This window comes from Streptomyces sp. Act143 (genome assembly GCF_003143935.1).
Lineage (GTDB): Bacteria > Actinomycetota > Actinomycetes > Streptomycetales > Streptomycetaceae > Streptomyces.
Genome location: NZ_QFRX01000001.1, coordinates 2,599,357 through 2,622,959 on the forward strand (window position 1 = coordinate 2,599,357; position 23,603 = coordinate 2,622,959).

Annotated in this window: 23 protein-coding genes; 10 read left to right on the top strand and 13 right to left on the bottom strand. The window is 72.0% G+C overall.

The window, feature by feature from the left end:
• The first annotated feature begins 86 nt into the window (after positions 1-86).
• A complete protein-coding gene (locus DI272_RS11640; RefSeq protein WP_181387161.1) occupies positions 87-1,226 on the top strand; it encodes a HoxN/HupN/NixA family nickel/cobalt transporter in 1,140 nt (379 codons plus the stop codon).
• 21 nt (positions 1,227-1,247) lie between these two features.
• On the opposite strand, the gene DI272_RS11645 is transcribed toward DI272_RS11640, so the two are convergent.
• The 3 genes from DI272_RS11645 to sthA all read right to left on the bottom strand — a co-directional run bounded on the left by DI272_RS11645 (position 1,248) and on the right by sthA (position 5,385).
• The gene (locus DI272_RS11645; RefSeq protein ID WP_109495290.1) at positions 1,248-2,201 is read right to left on the bottom strand and encodes a hypothetical protein; all 954 of its coding nucleotides are present in this window, start codon (positions 2,199-2,201) and stop codon (positions 1,248-1,250) included.
• A gap of 11 nt (positions 2,202-2,212) precedes the next feature.
• Positions 2,213-3,685 carry an APC family permease gene (locus DI272_RS11650; RefSeq protein ID WP_109495291.1) on the bottom strand — a complete coding sequence of 491 codons (1,473 nt, stop codon included), beginning with the start codon at positions 3,683-3,685 and terminating at the stop codon, positions 2,213-2,215.
• A gap of 290 nt (positions 3,686-3,975) precedes the next feature.
• Positions 3,976-5,385 (bottom strand): Si-specific NAD(P)(+) transhydrogenase, encoded by a 1,410-nt coding sequence (gene sthA / locus DI272_RS11655; protein ID WP_109495292.1) that lies wholly within the window; start codon positions 5,383-5,385, stop codon positions 3,976-3,978.
• Between the two features lie 115 nt (positions 5,386-5,500).
• Here sthA and DI272_RS11660 point away from each other — a divergent pair, with 115 nt between their 5' ends.
• Entirely contained in the window at positions 5,501-6,652 is a 1,152-nt protein-coding gene (locus DI272_RS11660; RefSeq protein WP_109495293.1) for a sulfite oxidase, read from the top strand.
• 33 nt (positions 6,653-6,685) lie between these two features.
• Here DI272_RS11660 and DI272_RS11665 read toward each other — a convergent pair whose 3' ends face one another.
• A complete protein-coding gene (locus DI272_RS11665) occupies positions 6,686-6,892 on the bottom strand; it encodes a hypothetical protein (RefSeq protein ID WP_109495294.1) in 207 nt (68 codons plus the stop codon).
• Between the two features lie 181 nt (positions 6,893-7,073).
• Entirely contained in the window at positions 7,074-7,622 is a 549-nt protein-coding gene (locus DI272_RS11670) for a hypothetical protein (protein WP_109495295.1), read from the bottom strand.
• Between the two features lie 287 nt (positions 7,623-7,909).
• On the opposite strand from DI272_RS11670, the gene DI272_RS11675 reads away from it, so the two are divergent.
• Both DI272_RS11675 and DI272_RS11680 read left to right on the top strand, forming a co-directional pair.
• Entirely contained in the window at positions 7,910-8,809 is a 900-nt protein-coding gene (locus tag DI272_RS11675; protein WP_109495296.1) for a GNAT family N-acetyltransferase, read from the top strand.
• Positions 8,810-9,095: 286 nt separating this feature from the next.
• The gene (locus tag DI272_RS11680; RefSeq protein ID WP_109495297.1) at positions 9,096-10,058 is read left to right on the top strand and encodes a phosphotransferase enzyme family protein; all 963 of its coding nucleotides are present in this window, start codon (positions 9,096-9,098) and stop codon (positions 10,056-10,058) included.
• A gap of 65 nt (positions 10,059-10,123) precedes the next feature.
• On the opposite strand, the gene DI272_RS11685 is transcribed toward DI272_RS11680, so the two are convergent.
• The gene (locus DI272_RS11685; protein WP_109495298.1) at positions 10,124-11,011 is read right to left on the bottom strand and encodes a Gfo/Idh/MocA family protein; all 888 of its coding nucleotides are present in this window, start codon (positions 11,009-11,011) and stop codon (positions 10,124-10,126) included.
• A gap of 284 nt (positions 11,012-11,295) precedes the next feature.
• Here DI272_RS11685 and DI272_RS11690 point away from each other — a divergent pair, with 284 nt between their 5' ends.
• The gene (locus tag DI272_RS11690; protein ID WP_109495299.1) at positions 11,296-13,068 is read left to right on the top strand and encodes an ABC transporter ATP-binding protein; all 1,773 of its coding nucleotides are present in this window, start codon (positions 11,296-11,298) and stop codon (positions 13,066-13,068) included.
• 82 nt (positions 13,069-13,150) lie between these two features.
• Here the strand turns inward: DI272_RS11690 and DI272_RS11695 are convergent, their stop codons facing one another.
• Positions 13,151-13,489: a hypothetical protein gene (locus DI272_RS11695; RefSeq protein WP_109495300.1), complete on the bottom strand. Its 339-nt coding sequence runs from the start codon at positions 13,487-13,489 to the stop codon at positions 13,151-13,153.
• Positions 13,490-13,723: 234 nt separating this feature from the next.
• Between DI272_RS11695 and DI272_RS11700 the strand changes: the two genes are divergently transcribed.
• The gene (locus DI272_RS11700) at positions 13,724-13,912 is read left to right on the top strand and encodes a DUF5133 domain-containing protein (protein WP_109495301.1); all 189 of its coding nucleotides are present in this window, start codon (positions 13,724-13,726) and stop codon (positions 13,910-13,912) included.
• A gap of 7 nt (positions 13,913-13,919) precedes the next feature.
• Here DI272_RS11700 and DI272_RS11705 read toward each other — a convergent pair whose 3' ends face one another.
• Entirely contained in the window at positions 13,920-14,888 is a 969-nt protein-coding gene (locus DI272_RS11705) for a GlxA family transcriptional regulator (RefSeq protein WP_109495302.1), read from the bottom strand.
• 257 nt (positions 14,889-15,145) lie between these two features.
• Between DI272_RS11705 and DI272_RS11710 the strand changes: the two genes are divergently transcribed.
• Together DI272_RS11710 and DI272_RS11715 are read left to right on the top strand one after the other, a co-directional pair.
• On the top strand, positions 15,146-15,601 hold the full coding sequence (locus tag DI272_RS11710; protein WP_109495303.1) for a DUF2269 family protein: 456 nt from the start codon (positions 15,146-15,148) through the stop codon (positions 15,599-15,601).
• Between the two features lie 102 nt (positions 15,602-15,703).
• Complete coding sequence (locus DI272_RS11715; RefSeq protein WP_109495304.1) at positions 15,704-15,922, top strand: hypothetical protein; 219 nt, start codon at positions 15,704-15,706, stop codon at positions 15,920-15,922.
• A 3-nt stretch (positions 15,923-15,925) separates the two neighbouring features.
• Here the strand turns inward: DI272_RS11715 and tgmB are convergent, their stop codons facing one another.
• From tgmB to DI272_RS11730, 3 genes are all read right to left on the bottom strand, one after another.
• Positions 15,926-16,903 (bottom strand): ATP-grasp ribosomal peptide maturase, encoded by a 978-nt coding sequence (gene tgmB, locus DI272_RS11720; protein WP_109495305.1) that lies wholly within the window; start codon positions 16,901-16,903, stop codon positions 15,926-15,928.
• 16 nt (positions 16,904-16,919) lie between these two features.
• Positions 16,920-17,111: a putative ATP-grasp-modified RiPP gene (tgmA, locus tag DI272_RS11725; protein ID WP_097271997.1), complete on the bottom strand. Its 192-nt coding sequence runs from the start codon at positions 17,109-17,111 to the stop codon at positions 16,920-16,922.
• Positions 17,112-17,301: 190 nt separating this feature from the next.
• Positions 17,302-17,586: a DUF1232 domain-containing protein gene (locus tag DI272_RS11730; RefSeq protein ID WP_109495306.1), complete on the bottom strand. Its 285-nt coding sequence runs from the start codon at positions 17,584-17,586 to the stop codon at positions 17,302-17,304.
• Positions 17,587-17,864: 278 nt separating this feature from the next.
• Between DI272_RS11730 and DI272_RS11735 the strand changes: the two genes are divergently transcribed.
• Positions 17,865-18,896: a hypothetical protein gene (locus DI272_RS11735; RefSeq protein ID WP_258314528.1), complete on the top strand. Its 1,032-nt coding sequence runs from the start codon at positions 17,865-17,867 to the stop codon at positions 18,894-18,896.
• A gap of 196 nt (positions 18,897-19,092) precedes the next feature.
• Here the strand turns inward: DI272_RS11735 and DI272_RS11740 are convergent, their stop codons facing one another.
• Positions 19,093-20,190 carry a hypothetical protein gene (locus DI272_RS11740; protein ID WP_258314529.1) on the bottom strand — a complete coding sequence of 366 codons (1,098 nt, stop codon included), beginning with the start codon at positions 20,188-20,190 and terminating at the stop codon, positions 19,093-19,095.
• A gap of 275 nt (positions 20,191-20,465) precedes the next feature.
• On the opposite strand from DI272_RS11740, the gene DI272_RS11745 reads away from it, so the two are divergent.
• Positions 20,466-21,131: an SDR family NAD(P)-dependent oxidoreductase gene (locus tag DI272_RS11745; protein ID WP_181387162.1), complete on the top strand. Its 666-nt coding sequence runs from the start codon at positions 20,466-20,468 to the stop codon at positions 21,129-21,131.
• Between the two features lie 81 nt (positions 21,132-21,212).
• Here DI272_RS11745 and DI272_RS11750 read toward each other — a convergent pair whose 3' ends face one another.
• Entirely contained in the window at positions 21,213-23,603 is a 2,391-nt protein-coding gene (locus tag DI272_RS11750; protein ID WP_109495308.1) for an excinuclease ABC subunit UvrA, read from the bottom strand.

The following is a 23,603-nucleotide window of genomic DNA, read 5'->3' on the forward strand; positions in this document are numbered from 1 at the left end:
GCCTTTACTGCACATGAGTTGCAGTTACCGGAGGATGGCACAAGGCTGCCTGTCGCGGCCGCTTCGCCGAACGAAAGATCCTCCCGATGCCGGTCGCCCCTGACTCCGCTCCGCCCCTCCCCGCGCCGGACACCGCAGTCACCGGGGTCCGGCAACGCGTCCGCGGCTCCATGACGCGTGAGGAGTGGATCAGGGTCGGGGGGATGGCCGCGTTCATCCTGGCCCTGCACGTGATCGGCTGGTTCACCCTGGTCGCCCTCGTCGCACCCCAGCACCACAGCGTCGGCACGAAGTCCTTCGGGGTCGGCATCGGCGTGACCGCGTACACGCTCGGCATGCGGCACGCCTTCGACGCGGACCACATCGCGGCGATCGACAACACCACCCGCAAGCTGATGGGGGAGGGGAAACGGCCGCTGTCGGTGGGCTTCTGGTTCTCGCTGGGCCACTCCAGCGTCGTCTTCGGCCTGACGTTCCTGCTCTCCCTGGGCGTGAAGGCCCTCGCCGGCCCCGTCCGCGACGACGGCTCCTCCCTGCACGACGTCACGGGCCTCATCGGTACGACGGTCTCCGGGACCTTCCTGTACGTCATCGCCGGCATCAACCTCGTGATCCTGGCCGGGATCTGGAAGGTGTTCCGGCGGATGCGTACGGGCAGCTTCGACGAGGCCGCTCTGGAGGAGCACCTGAACAACCGGGGTTTCATGAACCGGCTGCTGGGCCGGGTGACGGGGGCGATCACCAAGCCCTGGCAGATGTATCCGCTCGGTCTCCTCTTCGGCCTCGGCTTCGACACCGCCACCGAGGTCGCCCTGCTCGTGCTGGCGGGTTCGGGCGCGGCCTCCGGGCTGCCCTGGTACGCGATCCTGTGCCTGCCCGTCCTGTTCGCCGCCGGCATGTCCCTGCTGGACACGATCGACGGCACGTTCATGAACTTCGCCTACGGCTGGGCGTTCTCCCAGCCGGTCCGCAAGGTCTACTACAACCTCACCGTCACCGGCCTCTCCGTCGCCGTCGCCCTGCTGATCGGCACCGTCGAACTCCTCGGTCTGCTCGGCGAGAAGCTCGGCCTGCACGGCCCGTTCTGGACCTGGATCGCCGGCCTCGACCTCAACACCCTCGGCTTCGCCGTCGTAGGCCTGTTCGTCCTGACCTGGGTCGTCGCCCTGGTGATCTGGAAGGCCGGCCGGATCGAGGAGAAGTGGACGGCGGATCTCGCGGACTGACCCGTCGGCGGTGCCCCCTGCTCACAGCCGAAGTTCCTTGCGCCACTTGAGGATCTGTCTGTCCGGGTCGCCCGTGTACGACCACGGCGTGCGCGTGGCGCGGGCACCCTGGATGCGCAGCAGTGCGCCCGCGACGTCCGTCAGCCCCGCCTGACAGGCCGCGTGCGTCAGGTAGTTGAGGTCGCGCAGCTCGCCGGGCGCGATGCCGCCGCCGGGGCGGTCGGCCAGCCAGCGCTGCCAGGTGCGGCGTACGTCGCTGACCGCGCCGTCGTGGGTCCAGTGCTCGGCGAGACCGACCGCGGACTGGCGCCCCTTGGCCGCGTCCAGCGCGTAGCGGTACTCCTCGACCCGGGCGTACTGGACCAGCACCGGCAGCGCGCAGCCGGGCGGCGCCACACCGGCCGCGTCGCGGGCGAAGTCGTACATCAGTCCGTGCGTGCCGTGCCAGCGGTTGGAGTAGTAGTGGAGTATCTGGAGGTGGCCCTCCACGCTGTAGGGGTCGCGCCGGTGCAACTCGTCCCACCAGCGCGCCAGTTCCTGTCTGCGCACGCCCGACGGGTACAGCCGGGCGACGGAGATCAGGGAGATCCACGGCGTCGGGTCGTCCGGGCAGGCGTCGGCGGCCTGGAGGCAGGCCAGCACGGCGGTGTCGATGCGCTGCTGTTCGATCGGCACGCCACGGCCCGCGGCGATCGCCAGCTGGAACGCCCGGGCCGTCTCCGTGGCCGCCCGCAGCACCAGCGCGTCACCGCTGTGCGGCTCGGCGGCCAGCCATGACTCGGCCGTCGAACTGCCCGCGCAGGCCTGCGCGAGCAGCCGGACCCGGTGCCCGCGACTGAGCCAGTCGGGGCCGGTGGCCCGGAGCAGATCGCGCAGCCCCTGCCAGCGGCCGATGACGATGTCGTGGCGGGCGTCGGTGAGGGGGGCGTCCCCGCAGTCGGGGTCGAAGTCGAGGGTGAAGCGGTCTCGCACCATGGCCGGCCCCCTCAGAAGTCGGTGGGGAGACCCTCATGGGCACGGGACTGCGCGACCACGAGGCGGTCGGGGACGTAGTCCGTCTCGATGGTGTGCGAGGCGTCGAGCCTGGCCGGCCGGTAGTAGTCGCTGCCCTGCTTCCAGTACCAGAGCATCGGCAGCAGTCCGACGGCGAGCCCGCCGACGCCGATCCCGATCGCGGCGGCGCTCAGCTCGCTCAGCGACTCGACGAAGACCCAGAACATGAACACGGCGCCCAGCAGCGGCCACAGGCCCCCGAGCAGGAAGTTGGCCGCCGACTTCAGCAGCATCTTGCGGTAGGCGACGACCACCGCGAGCCCCGCCAGGCCGTAGTACACGGCGATCTGGAGGCCGATCGCCGAGATCGCGTCGGAGAGGATGTCGCCCACCGTGCCCAGCAGGTTGGAGGCGACGAGCATCACCAGCGCCACCGCCCCGACCACGGTGATGGCGACCCACGGGGTGTTCCACCGGCGGTGCACCCTGCCGAGCGCGGACGGCATCGTCCGGTCGCGGCCCATCGCGAACAGTGACCGCGTGACCTGGATCAGCGTGGTCTCCAGCGTGGCGATGGTCGACAGCATCACCGCGACGACCAGCAGCTTGCCGCCCCAGCCCGGCCAGATCTCCTCGCCCAGCACCGCCAGCACGTTGGCGTCGTTGTCCTGGATCTGCCGCGAGGACAGCACCACGTTCACCGCGATGGTGAACGCCTCGAAGAGCAGGAAGACGACGCCCACTCCGATCAGGCCCGCGAGTCCGGTCGTACGGCGGCTGTTGCGGGTCTCCTCGCTGAGGTTGCTGGTGACGTCCCAACCCCAGTAGTAGAACGCGGCGATCAGCGCGCCGGACGCGAACCCCGAGACTCCGTCGAACTGTCCGAAGCCGAGCCAGGACCAGTCGAAGGCACGGGCGTTGTCCGCGTGGAAGAGGGCCAGCAGCGCGAACAGGGCGAGTATGGCGAGTTCGATGCCGGACATCAGCAGCTGGGCGCGCACGGTGAGCCGGGCACCGCCGAGCACCACCAGCAGCATCATCACGAACCAGGCGGCGCCGACCAGCGTCGACAGTGCGGTGTCGGCGGCGAGTTCCTCGTCGAACAGGGCCAGCGTCATCGACCCGGCGGGCAGTGAACCGGCCACCATGAACAGGGTCGCCGACACCACCAGCGCCCAGCCGCTGAGGAAGCCGAGGAACGGGTGGAGCGTGCGGCCCACCCAGGAGTAGCTGGCGCCGGCGTTCACGTCGATGCGGCTGAGATAGCTGAACGCCAGGGCGATGCCCAGCATCGGGATCGCGCAGTAGAGCAGGGCGGCCGGGCTGGCGAGGCCCACCGCGCCGACGAGGACGGCGGTGGTGGCGGCGATCGAGTACGCCGGGGCGCTGCCCGCGACGGCCATCACCACCGTGTCGAAGGTCCCGAGGGCGTTGGCCTGGAGCCCTCTGCCCCTGTTGTTGCTCATGACTTGCTGCTTTCCGTCGTGCACGACGCAGGGACGACCAGGCCCCGACGGCGTAGGGGGGTGGGGGGTGGAACCCGCCTCCCACGACGAGGGATGGCCTCGGGCAAGGGGCGGCACAAAGGGGGCGGCAGACACCGTTCAGCACTGCGTCGGCAGACGGTCACACCGTGTGTGCGAGTGATGATAGCCCTAGCCGTCGGCCGTGCAAGATTGGCCGGAGGGGAATCTCCCGCTTCCAACTCCGCCGCAGGTCAGGGGCGTTGCCCGGGGCGGAGCCGGAGGCTTGTCGGTCACTCGCCGATGCGGTCGATCTGGCGGAGCCGGTTGGTGGCGTCCAGGGCGGCGACCTTGTAGGACTCGGCGAGGGTCGGGTAGTTGAACACCGCGTCGACGAGGTAGTCGACCGTGCCGCCGCAGCCCATCACGGACTGGCCGATGTGGATCAGCTCCGTGGCGCCGGTCCCGAAGCAGTGCACACCGAGCAGCGTGCGGTCCTCGGGGGAGACCAGCAGCTTCAGCATGCCGTGCGAATCACCGATGATCTGCCCCCGGGCCAGTTCCCGGTAGCGGGAGATGCCCACCTCGAACGGCACGCTGTCCTCGGTGAGTTGGTCCTCCGTCCGGCCCACGAAGCTGATCTCGGGAATGGTGTAGATGCCGATCGGCTGGAGCTGGTGCATGCGTCCGACCGGTTCGCCGCACGCGTGGTAGGCGGCCGACCGCCCCTGTTCCATCGAGGTCGCGGCCAGCGCCGGGAAACCGATGACGTCCCCGACGGCATAGATGTGCGGCACCTCGGTGCGGTAGAACTCGTCGACCGCGATCCGGCCCCGCCGGTCCGCCGACAGACCGGCCTTGTCGAGATCGAGGTCGTCGGTCAGGCCCTGCCGGCCCGCCGAGTACATCACGGCGTCGGCGGGGATCTTCTTGCCGCTCTCCAGGATCGTGAGCGTGCCGCGCGGATGCCGCTCGACCGCGGCCACCGTCTCCCCGAAACGGAAGGTCACGGCGAGGTCCCGCAGGTGGTACTTGAGCGACTCGACCACCTCGACGTCGCACAGGTCGAGCATCCCGGCCCGTTTCTCCACCACGGTGACCTTGCTGCCGAGCGCGGCGAACATCGAGGCGTACTCCATGCCGATGACCCCCGCGCCGACGATGACCATCGAGCGCGGCACGTGTTCCAGGGCGAGGACGTTGTCGGAGTCCATGATGGTGCGCCCGTCGAACTCGACACTGTCCGGCCGGGCCGGGCGGGTACCGGTGGCGATGACGATGTGCTCGGCGCTCAGCAGCCGCTCGTGGCCGGTCACCTCGCGCAGGGCGACGGTGTGCGGGTCGACGAAACGGCCGGTCCCGGCGTGGAGGGCGACGTGGTTGCGGGACAGCTGGCTGCGGATGACGTCCACCTCGCGGCTGACCACGTGCTGGGTGCGGGCGGTCAGATCGGTGACGGTGATGTCCTCCTTCAGCCGGTAGCTCTGCCCGTACAGATCGCGCTGGGTGAGGCCGGTGAGGTACAGCACCGCCTCGCGCAGGGTCTTGGAGGGAATGGTGCCGGTGTGGATGGAGACCCCGCCGACCATGTCGGGGCGGTCGACGACGGCCACCCGGCGGCCCAGCTTGGCCGCGGCGATGGCGGCCTTCTGGCCACCCGGGCCGGATCCGATGACGAGCAGATCAAAGTCGAAGTCGGGCACCCTCAGGAGTGTGACAGTTCAACCGCCCGGTCCGGAAGAGCGGGCAACTCCCCGGCACGGATGATCAGTTGCAGCGCGGGGTGCCGGACGCGCCCGACGGGGCGACAATGCCGTCATGGGCCATCGACTCGACGACGCGAGCGCTCCCGCCCGGCTGGCAGACCCCGACGAGGGCATCGGCCGGGACGAACTGGCCCTCGCGACCCGCAACCACGGACTGCCGCTGGAAGCCCTGCGCTACGACGTCACCCCGCCGGGCCTGCACTACGTCCTCACGCACTACGACATCCCGTACGTCCCCGACGACATGGAATGGCAGCTCACCGTCGGCGGCCTGGTCCGCCGGCCGCTCCGCCTCACCCCCGCCGACCTGCGCGCGTTCCCCCAGGTCACCACGCGGGTGACGCTGGAGTGCGCGGGCAACGGCCGGGCCCTGCTGACGCCCCGCCCGGTCAGCCAGCCCTGGCTCGTCGAGGCCGTCGGCACCGCCGACTGGAGCGGCGTGCCGCTGCGGCTGCTCCTGGAGCGGGCCGGGGTCGAGGCGGGCGCCGTGGACGTGGTGTTCACCGGCGCCGACCACGGCGTGGAGCGCGGGGTCGAGCAGGACTACCAGCGCGCCCTGCCGATCGGGACCGCCACCGGCACCGAGCCGGAGGTGCTGGTGGCGTACGCGATGAACGGCGCCCCGCTGCCGCCGCAGCACGGCCGGCCGCTGCGCCTGGTCGTCCCCGGCTGGTACGGCATGGCCCACGTGAAGTGGCTGCGCGACATCACCGTCACCGACACGGCGTTCACCGGTTTCCAGCAGTCCGTCGCCTACCGGCTGCGGCAGCGGCCCGAGGACGCGGGCGAGGCCGTCACCCGGATCGTGCCGCGTGCGCTGCTGGTCCCGCCGGGGTTCCCGGACTTCATGTCCCGGGCCCGCGTGGTCCGCCCCGGTCCGGTGCCGCTGGAGGGACGCGCCTGGTCCGGGCGGGCGCCCGTGACCCGGGTCGAGGTGAGCACGGACGCCGGGCGAACCTGGCAGGAGGCCGGACTGGAGCCCGACGGCGGGCACCGCTGGGCATGGCGCCGCTGGCGGTGCACCTGGACGGCGACACCCGGTGAGCATGTGCTGAGCGCGCGGGCCACCGACGCCGACGGCCGCACCCAGCCGCTGGAGCAGCCGTGGAACCGGGGCGGTTTCGCCGTCAACCTCGTCCAGCGGGTGCCGGTGCTGTGCGTCGACGAGGACGGCGAGGGCGACGCAGCGGCCGGACGGGACTGAAGGGCCCGGGGCCGGGCCCTTGTCGACCCACGGCTACGGCAGCAGCTTCTCCAGCGCGGCCGGCCCCTCGGCCTCCAGTTTGCGCCTGGCCCACTCCAGGTTGCCCGGGGTCAGGTCCCGTCCGGCGGCGAGCACCACGTCCTCGGGGGACACGTCGGTGCCGGTGCGGGTGTGGAGCAGGTCGTCGGGGGTGGCGCGGTCCTCGGAGGGCCCGGACGTGTCGGGCTGTGACGTCGGCATGATGTGTGCTCCTCGGGTCGTCATCGGGTCCGATATCACCATTAACCCGGGGAGCGCGGTGTGCATCCGGAAGAGGCTCCGCCCCGCGTGCCGACGGGCTTGGACGGGCGTCCAGGGCCACGGTGCCCCGTACGCGCTGGGACGGCACCGGCGCAGGCCCCGGAGCCACCGGCGCCCGGCGTCAGGCGGCGGGGCGGGGAGTGGCCCGGGGGTGCAGCCGGAACGCCTGGACGACGGCCCGGGCGTGCAGCGAATCCAGCGTCCTGATCTGCTGCTCCGCCCTCCGCAGCAGCCCCTCGACCCGATCGGCGTCCAGACGTGGCTCCAGCGCCGACACCGGGAGCAGAGCGCGCCAGAGGGACGCCTTGCCCTGCGCCCCCAGCCGCAGGGCCTCCAGCTCCACGAGCACGGCGAGGCCGGAACGCCGCAGCAGCCGGCCATTGGGCTTCAGCCGCCCGATCTTCTCGGCCAGCCACGCCGCGCCGAGCTTGTACCGCCGCACGGGCACATCGAGGTCCGACAGCAGCCCGACGAGGGCCTGCCGGTCCCGGGAGATCTCCGTGGCGAGCTTGTCCAGGTCATCGCCGTAGGCCGACGCGTGGTGCTCCTGGACCATGCGGCGGACGAGCGCGGTACCGGTCGTGGCACCGGCCAGATGATCATTGAGATAGATGCCCAGCATCCTGTGCCGCGCCGGACCGTCTACGGAGTTCGGTGTCGGCACGTTCATGGTGTTCCTCCGTGGCTCGGATTTCCTCGACCGGTCACCGAGTGCCCCGCTCGCGCAGGAACACGAGCGGTGGAGCCGGCTCGTGCGCAACGACACACGCCCGTCCGGTAAATCGCTGGCCCCCGCCCGGTCGATCTTCTAACGTGTGCACGTCACGCCCCAGGACCGACGGAAGGAGGCGAGTGCCATGCAGTTCACGGACATCCAGCGCTCCCTTCCCGTTGCCCCGGGCGTGCGCCACTGAGTTCCCGGGAGCGCTCCACGCGGCATGCATCCCGGAGGAATCCATGACCGGTCTGGTCATCCGCCCGCTCGACGAGAGCACCGCACACGAGTTCGATACCCTTCCCGACCCCCTCGGCGTCCGCGCCGCGCACCCGCTCACCCGGCACCGCCCCGACTGGCAGCGCATCGCCCTGCGCGACGGCCGCATCGTGGCCCGGGCCGCCTGGTGGGGCGGCCCCGACGACACCGAGCCGCTCTGTGTCGACACCCTGGACGTGCTGGCGGGGGAGACGGAGGCGGCCGCCGAACTACTGCGCACCGCGCCCTGGCGCGTCGACATCGACTTCAGCCTGCCGCCCGGCTGGCGCGAGGACCCGGAGGTCCGCCCCGCGGTCGAGGACCGCTTCGCCGCCGCCCGTGCGGCCGGCTACGAACTGCTCGTCGAGCGCTTCAACTACCGCTGGACCCCCGAGTGCGGACTGCCCGAACGGCCCGGCCGCCTCGTCTTCGGTCCCGAGCCCGACGACGCCGTCTTCTTCGACGCACTGCGCCGCATCCATTCCGTCACCCTCGACGCACACGCCGTGCGGGCCGCCGAGGAGGGCGGTGCCGACCGAGCGGCCCAGGAAGAACTGGACTTCTTCCGCTGGTGCCCCTCCCCGCGCGCATGGTGGCAGACCGCCCGAACCCCGGACGGCGAACTCGTCGGCATCCACATCCCCGCCCGCAACCACCAGGCCCCGATCGTCGGCTTCATCGGCGTGGTGCCCGAGCAGCGCGGGCACGGTTACGCCTACGACCTGTTGACCGAGTGCACCCACTACCTCGTGGAGCAGGGGGCCGAGTACATCGTCGCGGCGACCGACCAGGGCAACTTCCCCATGGCCGCGCACTTCGCCAAGGCCGGCTATCCGGTGCGGCGGGAGCGGGTCAACTTCCACCTCCCGCAGGGCGTGCGGTAGAGCGGTACACGCGGTGCGGCGCCGCGCCCGCCGCGCCCGCCGTATCCGGGCAGCCTCGGTCAGTGCCGGATGACAGGGTGAGCGGGAGCATCGGCACCGGGTGACGGAGGCGCAGTGGGGTCCGACCCCTGGCTGTCGGGCCGCTTCACCGTGGGGCCGGCCTGCGACGTCGTACGGCAACCGTTCGCCCGTGGGCCCGGTTCCGGTGGAGCGAGAAACCGTTCGACGCGCAGCGGCCGGACCTGCGATCTTGGGTGGTTGCGAGAACCGTGGAGAGGAACCCCCCATGCACCGAGCGGCCGATGCCGTCGCCGACCACTACGCGCTCGGCGACGGGCCGTGGACCATGACCCCCGTCACCCGCGGCGCGCTGGGGCAGATCTGGAAGCTGGCGGGGGACGGCAGCACGTGGGCGGTGAAGGAACTGCTCTTCGGCTGCGACGAGGGGCAGGTACGGCGGGAGGCCGCGCTGCGGGACGCCGCGGCGGAGCTGGGGATCTCCGCGCCCCGGCTGCTGGCGAACCGTGACGGTTCGCCCGTCACCCGACTCCACGGCTCGTACGTCAAGTTGTACGACTGGGTCGGCGGCGACGAGGCCGATCCCGCCGACCCGGAGCTGCTCCGCTGGTGCGGGCGGACGCTGGCCGTCCTGCACCGGGCCGGCCAGGGTGCCGCCGAGACGCCGGACGCCTGGTACGAGGAGTGTCCCCAGGAGGCCGACTGGACCCGGCTGTCGAAGGAGGTGCGCCAGGCCGGGGTGGCGTGGTCCGACGAGCTGGGCCGGTTCCTCGACACCCGGATGCCGGAACTGGCGCGGCACGTCACACCGTCCGGGCCCGACGGCCTGGTGCGCTCCCACCTCGACCTGCAGCCCCAGAACGTCCTCGTCGGCCCCGACGGCCCGACCCTCATCGACTGGGACAACGCGGGCGCCATCGCGCCGGAACGCGAACTCGCCCGTGTCCTCTACGTCTGGGCGGGCGGCAACGACTTCTCCGCCACGGCGGCCCGGACGATCACCCGGGCCTACGCGGACGCCGGAGGCCCCGCCAGGGTCACGGGTCTGGACTCGTTCTCGATGCTCTTCGCCACGGACCTGAACTTCGTGTACGTCCAGGCGGAGTGCGCGATCGACCCGAAGGTGACCGCGGAACAACGCGAGTTCGCGAGCTCCAGGGTCGTCGACACCTTGGCGACCCTGCCGGACCCGACTGCCATGACCCGGCTTGCGGCTGCCGTCGCGATGTGACACCGGCGGCGGCCGTCGCGCCCTGAGCGGCAGCCGGATGCGCCGTGCTCGTCCCGTTCCGTCCGTCAGCCGCGGTCGTCGCCCAGCAGGGACTCCGCAGTGGCCAGGATCTCGGTGACGCGCAGCCCGAACGCGGCGTCGCACGGGTGCGGTCGGCCGGTGCGGGCCGCGTCGAGCAGCGCGTCCGCGGCGCGCACGAGGGCGGGCACGGCACCCTCCGGACTCCTCGGCAGCAGCGCGACCCCGGCCTCGCCGCGCAGTTCGACGGCCGCGCCCGCCGCCGCGGGCGGCGCGGTCAGACTCAGGGTGAGGGTGCTCGAGGCGCCGCCGGTGTGGTCGAGGACGAGGTGCACGGTGTCGGCGGGACCGTGCGCGGCCGCCGCCACCCGTCGTACGTCGCCGAGGACCGGCAGCAGCACGGACAGGGCGTGCGGGCCCACGTCCCACAGGGCGCCCTTCTCCCGTCGCCAGGGCGACGCCCCGAACGGGCTGTCGGTGGTGAACACCGCACCCAGCCACTCGGCGCGCGCGGTGAACCAGCCCTCCACCGCCGCCTGTTCGGTGATCCACGCCTCCGTCACGGCCTGGAAGCGCGTCGTGAAGAACACGACCGAGGCGACCCCGGCCTCCCGCGCCGCGTCCACCACGGCCCGGCCCCGCTCGACCGTCGGCGCGAGCGGCTTGTCCAGCAGCAGATGGCAGCCCGCCCGCGCGGCCCGCGCCGCGAGCTCGGCCTGCACCGCCGGCGGCAGCGCGACCGCGACGGCGTCCACGTCGGCGAACAGCGCGTCGACGTCGTCGTAGGCCCGGGTGCCGAACCGGCCCGCCAACTCCTTGGCGGCGTCCGGGCGGCGGCCCCACACCCCGGCGAAGTCCAGTCCCGTGTGCTCGCTCAGGGCGGGCGCGTGCGCCCCCTCGGCCCATGGGCCGGTGCCGAGCAGTCCGATGCGCATGCCGCCGCCTCTCACCGTCGTCGCTGGTCGAGGGTGAGCGTGCCACACCGTCCCGAGGCCCGCGCAACCGGATCGAGGAGACCGGCCGAAGACCGGTCGACGCGTTCTCGCATTCAGTCCCCGTGGTGCTGAATGCGTTCTCCTTCTTCTATTGGACCTGCGGGCCGGGGCCGGTCCAGGCTGAGACAAGGGCGAGATTCCTGCCCCGGACGAGGTGTATCCCCAGGAAGCCAGGGGAGAAAGCGCTTGCCCAACCACCCGTACCCTGGGAAGGACCACCACCAATGGCCTCGCCGTTGGAGAGACCGCTCGACCACCGCTACCGGGGCGAGCACCCCATCCGCACCCTCGCCTACCTGTTCCGCGCCGACCGTCGCCGCCTTGCCCTGGCCGTCGTCGTCTTCACGGTCAAGCACAGCCCCATCTGGCTGCTCCCGCTGATCACCGCGTCCATCATCGACACCGTCGTCCAGCACGGGCCGATCACCGATCTCTGGCTCAGCACCGGGATCATCATGGTGATCCTGCTGGTCAACTACCCGCTGCACATCCTGTACGTCCGCCTGCTGTACGGCAGCGTGCGCCGCATGGGCACCTCGCTGCGGTCCGCGCTGTGCACCCGCATGCAGCAGTTGTCCATCGGCTACCACTCCCGGGTCAGCGCCGGCGTGCTCCAGGCCAAGGTCGTACGGGACGTGGAGACCGTCGAGCAGATGGTGCAGCAGACCGCGGAGACCGGACTCGGCGCGGGCACCGTGCTGATCGGCGGCCTCGTCATCATCGGCGTCCGCACCCCGGAGTTCCTGCCGGTGTTCCTGGTCGTCGTCCCCGCCGCCGCCCTCGTCGTGGCCCGCCTCAGGGCCCGGCTGCGCACCCACAACGAGCACTTCCGGCACGAGGTCGAGACCCTGTCGTCCCGGGTGTCCGAGATGACCCGGCTGATCCCGGTGACCCGCGCCCACGGCCTGGAGCGCAAGGCGCTGCGCCGCATGGACGGCACCCTGCACCGGCTGCTCACCTCCGGCAACCGCCTCGACCTCGTCAACGGCCGCTTCGGTTCGCTGGCCTGGGTCGTCCTCAACGTCGTCGGCGTGTGCGTCCTCGCCGGCGCCGCGCTGGTGTCGTACTACGACGTCTGGGGCGTCACCCCCGGCGACGTGGTGATGCTGAGCGCGTTCCTGACCACGCTGACCAACTCCACCACCACGCTGGCGGGCCTCGCCCCGGTCATCACCAAGGGCCTGGAGTCCGTCCGGTCCGTCGGCGAGGTCCTCCAAGCGCCCGAACTGGAGGACAACGAAGGCAAGTCGCAGGTCGCCGAGGTGCGCGGGGCGGTCATCTTCCAGCAGGTCGGCCACGCCTACGGGCACGGCGAGCGGCCCGCCGTGCACGACTTCACCCTCTCGGTGCGGCCGGGGGAGACCATCGCCCTCGTCGGCGCGTCCGGCGCGGGCAAGTCCACCGTCCTCAACCTCGTCATCGGCTTCATCCGTCCCACCTCGGGCCGGCTGCTCCTGGACGGCACCGACATGAACGCGCTCGACCTGCGCACCTACCGGCGCTTCGTGTCGGTGGTGCCGCAGGAGTCGATCCTGTTCGACGGCACGATCCGGGAGAACGTCGCCTACGGCATGGAGGACGAGGCCGACGAGGCGGCCGTGCGCGCGGCCCTGCGCGACGCCAATGCGCTGGAGTTCGTCGACCGGCTCCCGCAGGGCCTGGACACGGTCGTCGGCGAACGTGGCGCCCGGCTGTCCGGCGGTCAGCGCCAGCGCCTCGCGATCGCCCGCGCCCTCATCCGCGACCCTCGGGTGCTCGTCCTCGACGAGGCCACCTCGGCCCTCGACACCCGCTCGGAGGCCTTGGTCCAGGAGGCGCTGGCCCGGCTCCTGCGCGGTCGCACCACCTTCGTGGTGGCCCACCGGCTGTCCACCGTGCGGGGCGCGGACCGGATCGTCGTGATGGGCGACGGCCGCATCCAGGAGATCGGCACGCACGAGGAACTCCTGCGCCGGGGCGGTGCGTACACGGCGCTGCACGGCGGACAGGTGGCCTGAGGAGAGCCCTCCGGGCAGGGGCGGCGCCCGGAGGGCACGGTGCGCCGTCTGCTTCCGCGCGGCCGGGCGGGCGATGCCCCCGTCAGGCCGCGCTGCTGCGCGGGACGCGGTGCGGGCAGCGGGTGTCGTGGTCCGTGCCGCAGCTCGTCCACCATCGCTCGCAGCACGCGGCGTCGAGTTCGGCCTGGACGACGTCGTCGTCCACGGTCCCGGCGACGCCCGGGCCGACCGCCGCAGCCGCCGTGCGCTCCTCGTGCCACTCGGCCTCGCGGACGACGGCGATGACCGGGACGAGGCTCGCGGCGGCGGCGAGATACACGGCCCAGGTGGGGCCGTGACGGTATTGCAGGACCGTGGTCCAGGCGAGTCCGGCGCTCGTGGCGACGTAGAGCGAGCAGAGCAGACGGGGGAGGCGGTTCATGGCGTTTACCGTTCGTGCGAGGGGATGCCTCCTGTTCAACTGCCGACGGCCCGTGGGGAAGCGGTTCGGTTCCACGCTCGCGGGAACGTCACTCCTGTGGGTTTCCCGCAGGCCGGATTCGAGCGGCACTCGGGCATCGAGAGCCAGGATTCCGTCAAATGCGGGCCGTGGGGCGGGAGATGTGACCGCTTCGTCGGCGGGCCCGTGAACGGATGGTCGAGAGAGGGGCTTTTCGTGCTGGTGCCGGACCCGAAGGTCGTCAGGAAGCTGCTCACGCAGTACGCGTCACTTCAGATCGCCCACGCCGAGCGGGGTGACGTGACGGTCGCGCGAGAGCTGGAGGACGTGAGCTACACCCTGTGCGTCCTGATGGGCACCACCGCGGTCCATGACGCCGTCGCCAAGGCGGACGCCCTGCTCTAGGCCGCCGTCAGCCGGACTCCGCGGTGTGTGAACGCCCGTGGAACGCCGTGCGGTAGGCCTGCGGAGTGGTTCCGGCCACGCGCCGGAACCGCTCGCGGAACGCGGTCGGGGAGCCGAACCCGGCCTGCCGTGCGATGCGTTCGATCGGGTGGTCGCTGTTCTCCAGCAGGTACTGGGCGCGCCGCACCCGCGCCCTGAGCAGCCACTGGAGCGGCGTGGTGCCGGTCTGCTCGCGGAACCGGCGGCTGAAGGTGCGCTCGCTCATCCCCGACCGGGACGCCATCGCCCCGAGGGTGATGTCCTGGCCCAGGTTGTCCTCGATCCACTCCAGGACCGGTTCGAGTGTCGAGCCGCGCGGCACGGGCGGATGGTCGTGCACGATGAACTGGGCCTGGCCGCCCTCCCGTTCGAGGGGCACCACCGACATCCGCGCGGCATCCGCGGCGACGGCCGACCCGAAGTCGCGCCGGATCATGTGCAGACACATGTCGAGGCCCGCGGCGGCGCCCGCCGAGGTGAGGATGCGGCCGTTGTCGACGTAGAGCACGTCCGGTTCCACCCGCACCCGCGGATAGCGGCGGGCGAGTTCGTCCGCGGCGACCCAGTGGGTGGTGGCGCGCAGGCCGTCCAGCAGCCCGGCCTCCGCCAGCACGAACGCCCCCGTGCACACCGAGGCGATCCGGGTGCCCGCCGCCGCGGCCCGCCGCAGCGCGTCGAGGACGGGTTCGGGCGTGGGACCCGCCGCGGGGGAGGAGCCGGGCACGATCACCGTGTCCGCGTCCGCCAGCGCCTCCAGGCCGCGTTCGACGCGCAGCGAGAAGCCGCCGTCGGCCCGTACCTCCGGCGACTCGGCGCACAGCCTGACCCGGTAGGCGCCGCGGCCGTCGGGCAGCCGTGTCCAGTCGAAGACCTGCAGGGGCGCCGCCATGTCGAACGGCACCACCAGGTCGAGAGCCAGGATCGCCACGGAGTGCATGGGGCCACGATAGGCGGGTTCTCGCCAGGCCCGGCAGGGGGGACCGGCTGGAAGAGCGCAGGTCGGGCCGTTGGCGAGAATCCGTTGCTGCCTGTCATTCCTGCCTCTGTGCCCTGGGCGTGAAGATCCCTAGCGTGGGCGGCCGGCCCTCCACGTCGGCCCCCCATGTCCGCCAATCCGCGTCCGCCCCCCATGTCCGCCAATCCGCGTCCGCCAATCCACGTCCGCCAATCCACGACCGCCCCTGGACCTCACCGATGACCAAGTTCCTGCTGTCCCTCCACGTCCTCGCCGCCATCGTCGCCGTCGGCCCCGTCACCGTCGCGGCCAGCATGTTCCCGCCCGCGGCGCGCCGGGCGGGCGACGACCCCGCGAGCACCGGCACCGTCGTCCTGCTGCACCGCATCTGCCGCGTCTACGCCGGCCTCGGTCTGGCCGTCCCGCTCCTCGGCCTCGCCACCGCCGTGGCGATGGGGGTGCTGGGCAGCGGCTGGCTGGTCGCGTCCGTCGCGCTGACCGCCGCGGCCGCCGGGGTCCTGGTGGCCTTCGTCCTGCCCCGGCAGTCGGAACTCCTCGACCAGCTCGACGCGGGGCAGCCCGTCGAGCGCGCCAGCACCGGCCAACTGGCCATGTTCACCGGCGTGTTCAATCTGCTGTGGGCGACGGTCACCGTGCTCATGATCGTCCGGCCGGGCTCGACCACGGGAGCCTGAGTCAAGCCGAACAGGGGAATTCACCCCGCAGGGTGCAGGGGCGCCTAGACTCGACAGCCGTGCCCATACCAGTGGGCCGTGACATGAAAGGCACGTTGACGGGTGTTCCAGGATTCCCCCATCTATGACCGACTCATCGCGGAGCGCGGCGACGTACCCACTCAGGTTCGCAGGGAGGCCGAGCGAGTCAGCAGGGAACTGGAGTTCGTCATGCAGCCCCTCCAGTCCATCGGCCGTTCCCAGCTCGGCGAACTGCCCTCGCCGCCTCCGCCGCCGGGCTGGCAGCGCAACGCGCTCATGCCCGGCCCCGGCCAGCTGTGACCCTCAGGTGAGCGCGGAGTCCGTGCCGTTGACCTGTGCCCCCTCCTCCGGCCCGGGGCGGGCCAGCCACTCGGCGATGGTCCGCGCGATCGGCTGACCCGTCTCCACCTCGACGAAGCCGAACTGCCCCGACTGGTTGCACTCCAGGAACCACCAGGTTCCGTCGGCGTCCTCCGCGAAGTCGAAGGCGCCGTAAGCCAGTTCGGCCCCCCGCAGATAGCCGCGCACGGCGTCGGCGATCCGCGGCGGCACCTCGGTGGCCTGCCACGGGTGGGCGGGGGAGGCGAAGCGGACGTCCACCTCGTCCGCGTCCGCCGCCGTGCATTTGCGTGCCGCCAGCATCTGTTCACCCACCACCGTGAGCCGGATGTCCGCCCGCTTGGCTACCCGGCGCTGCAGCAGCGTCGGACCGAACGCGACGGCGCCGAAGTCCGCGTCCGGCGCCACCCTGCTGGTCGGCACCGCCCGCGGCGGATCCTGCGGATGCGACCCGGAGACCGGCTTGACCACCAGGTCCGGATAGCGCTCGGCGAACTCACGGGCGGCCTGCGGGAACGTCGTGATCAGCGTGGCCGGCACGGGCAGCCCGGAGCGCTGGGCCAGCCGCAGCTGCCAGGGCTTGTGCCGGGCCCGGCGGGCCGCGTCGGGATGGTTCATCCACCGCGCCCGCGAGCTGCGGAGCATTCCGTAGAGCGCCTGCGAGGACTCCTCCGTCAGCCATGCGGACGGTGCGGCGGCCCGGGTGGCGGCCCGCCCCGGCCGGCGCACCCACACGGACCGCAGTCCGTTGATGCTCACCAGCCGCCCCCCGGACGACAGATGGCCGCGGAAGGAGCCGTGCACGTACTCCCCGGACAGCGCCGCGCTTCCGGTCAGGTCGGCGGGGTCGAGCCGGACCACCGGCACCCCGGAGGCGTTGAGGTGGACGACGACCATGTCGGCCGTCACGTCCTCTTCACTGGTCAGGATCAACACGGTCATGTGCGCCGGTCCGTGTTCAGTCGTCGAAGTGGGTCTTCGAACCGGCGGTGGATGTCGTCGTGCCCAGTTCTCTCAGCAACGCCAGGTCGTGGGCGGCGATCCGCCCGTCCGACAGCACGTTCAACTGCCGCCCGGAGTCGTACACATACGGAGTGGTGGCCTCCGACTGTGCTGCCGGACGTGCGTAGTTGAGCGCGAACGGTTGCATCGTCTCTCCCTCGTGGGTGCTGCGCCGAGCCGGCGATGGTCGCTTGCACCGTCGCCCGGGACGCCGACTGCCGTCGGCTTCCTGAGACTTATACGAATCGAACGAGTGATTGGTTTCCTTACTGTGTGTAACCAGGGGCCGTTGAGGCTGCTGGGACGGGGGAGACAGGAGGGGAATGAGGGGCGTGTGATCAGGCGGTATTGCGGAATTGGTCACGCTCCGCGTACGCGCGCATGCTGCGCAGAGCGAGGAGCAGAACTCCGATGTCGTCGAGATACACCGGGTCGACCAGCAGGTCGGCCGGCAGCAGGAAGTAGGCGAGGGCACCCCAGAAGACCCAGCGCGGCCCGGTCGGCAGCCCGGCCCGCCTCAAGTCCCGCCGCGCGCGCAGCAGTCGTACGAAGACTCCCACGGCCGCGGCCAGAAGCAGCGCCGCGACCACCGCGGCGACGACGATCACGGTGGTGGTGTCCACGGGCCCTCCTCGTATCGGGATGTGCCGTATCAGGGTGTGTGCATGCCTTCACGGATTCCCGTTCCCACGACGGGTATGGCCGCCAAGGCTCGAACCGGTGTCATCGAACACCAGTGGGGGTGCCGGGACGTGAGCTGTCGGGGGTCCGTCATACCCGTGGCGCATCCGAGTGGCACGGTCGGGCGCGGACGCCTAGTAATGGTCACCGTAACGTTGCGTGTCGCGCGTCGGGGGCGCCAGCAGCAGCGGCCGCATTCCACTCCTTTGGAGACCCGCGCATGACCAGTCGCCCGCCCACCCCTCAGTCGAACGGCCCCGCCATATCCGTCTCGGAGCCGACCAGCCCCTTCGCACCGCCCCCGGCCGGCGGCCGCGGGGAAGGGAATGTCTCGGCGCACGGCGATCCGGTCGACGCCCTGGTCCGCGCCGCCGTGGCCGATCGCCCCCTGGACGAGGTGGCCCAGCTCATCACGCTGCTCGAACAGTCCCCCCTGTACGCGCGTGCCACGGCCGACGCGCTCCGCGCGGTCGGAGTGAGCCGCTCCGTGGACGACGTCACCCGCCTCGTCGTCCTGCTGACCCGGCCGCCGCGGGACGCGTCCGGAGCCGACGAGGCGATCCGCGCCGCGGCCGAGTCCCGTTCCGTCGACGAGGTGACCCGGCTGATGGCCCTGCTCCAGCAGGCCCCGCTGGAGCCGCACTGCGGACAGGAGGCGGTCCGGGCGGCCGCCACCGGCCGGCCGGTGACGGACCTCGTGGAGCTGATCGGCCGCCTGGCCGACGAACGCGGCGGCACACCCCCGCCGCAGCCGGAGGCAGCAGCCGACCCGGTGCCGCTCGAGGAGACGCCGGTGCGCCGCCCCGCGCGGGTTCGTTTCCGCAGCGCCGCGCCGCCCGCCTGGCCGGCCCGTCTGGCGGCCCTGGCACTGTTCGTCTGCGCCGTCGCCCACGTCCCGGCCCACCAGGACGGTGTCTCGCTGCGGCGGTACGGCTTCGTCCTCGGCCTGTCCGGGGTGTGCCTGCTGCTCGGGCTGCTGGTGACGCTGCGCCCCACCGCACCGGTGCTCACCGGCGCGGTCCTGGTGCCGGCGGCGCTGGCCGCGACACAGCTGTACGCGGCCCGCTTCGACTCGGGCCGGCTGTCCCAGGCGCTCGACCTCACCTTCGCCCCGGCCTGGGCCGCCGGCCTCGCCGCCGTGTGCGCGGCCCTCGCCGCGTTGACCGCCCTGGTCGTACGCCTGGCGTCGCCGCCCCCGCGCCTGATCGCGGCGGAACGCCTGCCGGCCGAGGCACAGCGCGCGGCGGACTGACGGCCCGTCGCCGCCCGGCCCCCTCCCGCGGTGGCGACGAGGGCACCGCCCGTACGCCGGTCATGGCTTCCGCAACGACGCCATGACCGGCGTACGCGATGGCCGTCACGACGCCGACCGCCTCCCGCGGCTTCGCCGACGCAGGGCGCGTCCCGGCTCATCCCGCAGGTCAGCCGGTGCCGAGTGAACCCCCTGCTCAGCTGGTGCCCTCGTCGCCCTTCGTGGGGCGGCGCTTGAGACGTTCGAAGGTCCGGGTGAGCTGGTGCAGCGGGGAGCCGGGCTGCTGCTCGGAGGCCGGCGTGGTCGGCGCGGCCGGGCCGGTCTGCCCGGTGGGCTGCGCGGCGCCCTCCCGGTAGGCCGCCAGCGCCTCGTTGGCGCGTTCGGCGGCCTCCCGGTAGAGGTCCCGGGACTTGGTCATCGCGTCGAGCGCCTCCGCGTACATGGCGACGAGTTCCCGCTGCCGGGCGAGTTCCTCCTCCAGGGTCAGCAGCCCCCACCGCTCGCGCAGGGCGGTGACCGCCTCGTCGGCGCCGCCGGGCAGCGCCCTCGGCAGGGCGGTGAACCGGCTGAGGACGTCGATCAGTTCGGTCGGCGGGGTTCCGTCGAGGAAGACGCTGCGTACGGAGAACTCGTCGGTCTCGTGACCCGGCGGCAGCGGGGGCAGGACCACGGCGCCGCCCCGCGGCACCTGCACGTCGAGGTCCTTGAGCGCCCAGTTGACGGCCCGCAACTGATGCGGCGCGGCGCGGTGTTCCACCACGCGGTGCTCCAGGCCCGGCGGCAGCAGCGCGGCCAAGGGGCGCAGGCCGCGCTCGTCGGGGGTCATCGCCTCGTGGACGACGACGTGGACGGCCCACGACTCGCGCGCACAGCTCTTCAGCAGGCGCCGCATCTCCTTGTCGTCCTCGGTGAGCCGGTTGGCCTCCCGGAAGCGCAGACCGGCGACCGTGTCGTGGTCCCACCCCGCCTCCGGACCGAGGTCCCAGAACATGCCGACGGGGGAGGGCCAGGCCATGTTCCAGGGGCGTTCCGCCTCCGCGACCAGCATCCACTCCTCGTCGGTGAGGGTCAGCCGGGCCCGCACGGTCACCTCGTCGTCGACCCGCCAGCGGGCCTCGAAGACCCGTTCCTCCGGCAGCTCCCGGAAGTCGTCGAGGACTCCCTCGTCCTTCATCCGCCGTGCATGGGAGGCGCGGAGCACGTCCGCCGCGGCGGAGTCGGCGTGGCGGCCGCGGAGCTGCCACACGGTGGCGGGGTGGGTGGCGGGCGAGGGGGCGGTGGAGGAGATCGGCATGAGTCCATCTGGGGCGGGGGGAACCGTGCGCCTCCCAGTATCGTCGCCGCAGGTGGGTGGAGATCGGGCGGGGTCGACAGGCGAGACGGGCGCCCGGCGGTCCGGATCACTCGGGGTGTGCGGAACACGCCTCGGGTGGGCGTCGTTCACGCGTGTCGCCCCGCTGCCGGGCCCATCACAATGACCGGCACGAACAGGGCCCGCCCGCCATCCGCATCGGGGTGGGTCCTGTTCGCCATGGGCGCGGTGGTGCCGGCCGGGGAAGGATGGATGCCATGACCACCATCGCCATCATCGGAGCGGGACCCGGACTCGGCGCGGCCGTGGCCCGGCGGTTCGGCGGCGAGGGCTTCGACGTCGCCCTCGTCGCCCGCACCCCCGAGCGCATCGCGGCGCTCGCCGCCGGTCTGGCCGGCCAAGGCGTCACGGCCCGCGCCTTCACCGCGGACGTACGCGAACCCAAGGCCCTGGCCGCCGCCCTCGACGAGGCACGGGCGGCGCTCGGCCCGATCGAGGTCCTCCAGTACAGCCCGGTCCCGCAGCCCGACTTCATGCGGCCCGTCCTGGAGACGACCCACGCCGACCTCACCGGCCCGGTCGAGTTCTCCGTCTACGGTCCCGTCGCCGCCGTCCAGCAGGTCCTGCCCGGCATGCGTGCACTGGGCCGCGGCACCATCCTGTTCGTCAACGGAGGCACCGCCGTCGTCCCGCACCCCGACCGCGCCGGTACGTCGATCGCGTTCGCCGCCGAGAGCGCGTACGGGCATCTGCTGCACGACACCCTCGCGGCCGAGGGCATCCATGTCGCGCAGCTGGTCATCCCCGGCGCGATCGTCCCCGGCCACCCCCGCAAGGACCCGGCGGTCCTGGCGGACACCCTCTGGCAACTCCACCGGGACCGGCACGGTTTCCGGCACTTCGCCGACGACCTCGACTCGTGAGAGCGCCGGGACCGCGGAGAGGGACGGGCAGGGGGTCACCGTACGGTGACCCCCTCCAGGGCACTTGTGCCGGGCTCGCGGTCAGGCGCCCACGTAGTCCGCGAGGTGTTCGCCGGTGAGGGTCGAGCGGGCGGCGACCAGGTCGGCCGGGGTGCCCTCGAAGACGATCCGGCCGCCGTCGTGGCCCGCGCCCGGGCCGAGGTCGATGATCCAGTCGGCGTGGGCCATGACCGCCTGGTGGTGCTCGACGACGATGACGGACTTGCCGGAGTCGACCAACCGGTCCAGCAGGCCGAGCAGTTGCTCGACGTCGGCGAGGTGCAGACCGGTCGTCGGCTCGTCGAGGACGTAGACTCCGCCCTTGTCGCCCATGTGCGTGGCCAGCTTCAGCCGCTGCCGCTCGCCGCCGGAGAGCGTGGTCAGCGGCTGGCCGATGGTGAGGTAGCCGAGGCCGACGTCGACGAGCCGCTCCAGGATCTTGTGCGCGGCCGGGGTGTGCGCCTCACCGGAGCCGAAGAACTCCTCGGCGTCGGTCACCGACATCCCGAGCACCTCGCTGATGTCCCGGCCGCCGAGCCGGTACTCCAGGACCGACGCGTCGAACCGCTTGCCGTCGCAGTCCTCGCAGGTGGTGGAGACCCCGGCCATCATCCCGAGGTCGGTGTAGACGACGCCCGCGCCGTTGCAGGTCGGGCAGGCGCCCTCGGAGTTGGCGCTGAACAGGGCCGGCTTCACGCCGTTGGCCTTGGCGAAGGCCTTGCGGATCGGGTCGAGCAGCCCGGTGTAGGTCGCCGGGTTGCTGCGCCGCGAGCCCTTGATCGGGCTCTGGTCCACGGAGACCACGCCCGCGTCGAGCGGCACCGAACCGTGCACCAGAGAGCTCTTGCCGGAGCCCGCGACGCCGGTGATCACGGTGAGCACGCCGAGCGGGATGTCGACGTCGACGCCCTTGAGGTTGTTCGCCGTCGCGCCCCGGATCTCCAGCGCGCCCGAGGGCTCGCGCACGCTCTCCTTGACGGTGGCCCGGTCGTCGAGGTGCCGGCCGGTGATGGTGCCGGAGGCGCGCAGGCCCTCCAGGGTGCCCTCGTAGCAGACGGCGCCACCCGCGATGCCGGCGCCGGGACCGAGGTCGACGACATGGTCGGCGATCGCGATCATCTCCGGCTTGTGCTCGACGACGAGGACGGTGTTGCCCTTGTCGCGCAGGCGCAGCAGCAGATCGTTCATCCGCTGGATGTCATGGGGGTGCAGGCCCGCGGTCGGCTCGTCGAAGACGTAGGTGACGTCCGTCAGCGAGGAGCCGAGGTGGCGGATCATCTTCACGCGCTGCGCCTCGCCGCCCGACAGCGTGCCGGCCGGTCGGTCGAGGGCGAGATAGCCGAGGCCGATCTCGACGAACGAGTCCAGGGTGTGCTGGAGCGCGGTGAGCAGCGGCGCCACCGACGGCTCCTTCAGGGCGCGGGCCCAGTCGGCGAGGTCCCGGATCTCCATCGCGCAGGCGTCGGCGATGGAGATCCCCTCGATCTTCGACGATCTGGCTCCCTCGGTCAGCCTGGTGCCGTCGCACTCGGGGCAGACGGCGAAGGTGACCGCGCGCTCCACGAACGCCCGGATGTGCGGCTGCATCGCCTCGGGGTCCTTGGACAGCATCGACTTCTGGAGCTTGGGGATCAGGCCCTCGTAGGTGAGGTTGACGCCGTTGATCTTCACCTTGACGGGCTCGCGGTACAGGAAGTCGTGCCGCTCCTTCTTGGTGTACTTGCGGATCGGCTTGTCCGGGTCGAAGAAGCCGGACTCCCTGATGACCCGCACCACCCAGCCGTCCCCGGTGTAGGTGGGGATCGTGAACGGGTCCTCGTTGAGCGACTTGGCGTCGTCGAAGAGCTGGGCGAGGTCGATGTCGGTGACGGTGCCGCGGCCCTCGCAGCGGGTGCACATGCCGCCGGTGCGGTTGAAGGTGACCTTCTCGGTCTTCGTCTTCTCGCTGCCCCGGTCTACGGTGAGGCCGCCCTGCGCGGAGACCGAGGCGACGTTGAAGGAGTAGGCGCTGGGCGGGCCGATGTGCGGCGTGCCGAGCCGGCTGAACAGGATGCGCAGCATCGCGTTGGCGTCGGTGGCGGTACCGACGGTGGAGCGCGGGTCGGCGCCCATCCGGCTCTGGTCGACGCTGATGGCGGTCGTCAGGCCGTCGAGGACGTCGACCTCGGGGCGGGCCAGCGTCGGCATGAAGCCCTGGACGAAGGCGCTGTACGTCTCGTTGATCAGACGCTGCGACTCCGCGGCGATGGTGTCGAAGACGAGCGAGCTCTTGCCGGAGCCGGACACCCCGGTGAACACCGTCAGCCGGCGCTTCGGGATCTCGATGCTGACGTCCTTGAGGTTGTTCTCACGCGCCCCGTGCACGCGGATCAGATCGTGGCTGTCGGCAACGTGCGGCGCGGTGGCGGCCTGCGAGTCCGTCTTCCTGGCCAT